The organism is Roseitalea sp. MMSF_3546, from assembly GCF_030732865.1.
Lineage (GTDB): Bacteria > Pseudomonadota > Alphaproteobacteria > Rhizobiales > Rhizobiaceae > Roseitalea.
Genome location: NZ_JASHKB010000060.1, coordinates 1 through 1444 on the forward strand (window position 1 = coordinate 1; position 1444 = coordinate 1444).

1 protein-coding gene is annotated in these 1444 nt (G+C 63.0%); it reads left to right on the forward strand.

From position 1 onward, the window contains the following. The first annotated feature begins 242 nt into the window (after positions 1–242). The gene (locus RBB34_RS19795; protein ID WP_306120967.1) at positions 243–1427 is read left to right on the forward strand and encodes an IS110 family transposase; all 1185 of its coding nucleotides are present in this window, start codon (positions 243–245) and stop codon (positions 1425–1427) included. Positions 1428–1444 lie beyond the last annotated feature (17 nt).

Sequence of the window (1444 nt, forward strand, 5' to 3'; positions counted from 1 at the left end):
GCCTTACCTTTCAAGAGCGCATTAGCGCCTGCTTTTCCGGAGCTTTGCTTGATGCGATGATCGCGGATCGGCAGGGGAGCGGGCATGGACATCATGCTGGCCGCCCTTGATGGCTCAGGTGGCATATCCACCCGCTCCCGGCGCCCTGTTCGACCGCTGATTAGGCTGTGCGACCCATCGCTATGTAAGGCGACGACGGCGATACCGGGCTGCCGAGGACAACCGGAACCCGGGAGGTGCCCATGCAACTGTTCATCGGTATCGACATTGCCAAGCAGACCCATTGGGCCTGCGCCATCGACCGCGATGCCAATGTCATCTTCTCGATGGCCATCGACAACGATCCGCCCGCAATCACCGGTCTCATCGAGCGGATCGAAGCCTTGGGCGCGAACCACGTTACCGTTGCGCTCGACATGCTCGGCGGCATGGCATCGCTTGTCTGCGCCATGATCGGCGAAGCAGGCTTCCGGCTCGTCCACACGCCCGGTCTCGCCGTCAACAGGGCACGACAGGGCATACGCAGCGGAGAGACCAAGTCCGACCCGAAGGATGCCGCCGTTATCGCCGAGTTGGCACGAACGCGCCCGGACCTGCGGACAGTCGAGCCGGTCAGCGAGATCGACGCCGATATCCGTCTGCTCGTTTCGCGACGCAAGGACCTCGTCGCCGACCAGACACGCCGCGCCGCCCGCATACGCGACATGCTGGGGGCGCTCTTTCCGGCACTTGAGCGGCTGGTCGACCCAACCACGAAGACCGGCCTTGTCTTCTTGACCCAGTTCGCAAACCCGGAAGAAATCCGCGTCGCCGGCGAAAGGAAGATCGTCCAAAAGCTCAACAGGGTCTCTTCCACCATACGCAATGTCCAGGCCATTGCCGCCGCAGCAGTTGCCGCCGCTCGCGAGCAGATGATCGACATTCCCGGAGCCGCAATGCGTACTCGTCTGGTCAAGGAACTCGCCGAAGAAGCGTTGGCTGCCAAGGTGCGGATTGCTGCAATCGACAAGGACTTGAAAGCCCTCCTTGACCGCCACCCTGATGGGGCCCTCATTCAGAGCCTGCCGGGAATGGGGGCCGTGCTCACGGCAGAGTTCATCGCGCTGGCCGGAAATGTCGGACGGTTCCGCAACGCCAATGCGCTGGCCGCTGCCGCAGGCCTCGCTCCCGTCCTGCGCCAGTCCGGAAAGTCCCGCGCCACCCGGCGCGCCTATAGCGGCGACAAGGCCCTCAAACGGGTCTTCTACCAGGCAGCCTTCACCTCGCTTGCAAACCCCGACAGCCGCGCGTTCTACGACCGCAAACGAGCCGAGGGAAAGCGCCACCACCAAGCCGTCATCGCTCTCGCAAGACGCCGCGTGAATGTCCTTTGGGCCATCGTCAGCAACCGGACGCCCTACGCGACAAACTTCAAAAATGCTGCTTGACTCAAACATTAGGCTGC

Bases quoted from the DNA above. Each gene is read 5' to 3' on its own strand.
- RBB34_RS19795 (WP_306120967.1), top strand. From the start codon at position 243: ATGCAACTGTTCATCGGTATCGACATTGCCAAGCAGACCCATTGGGCC.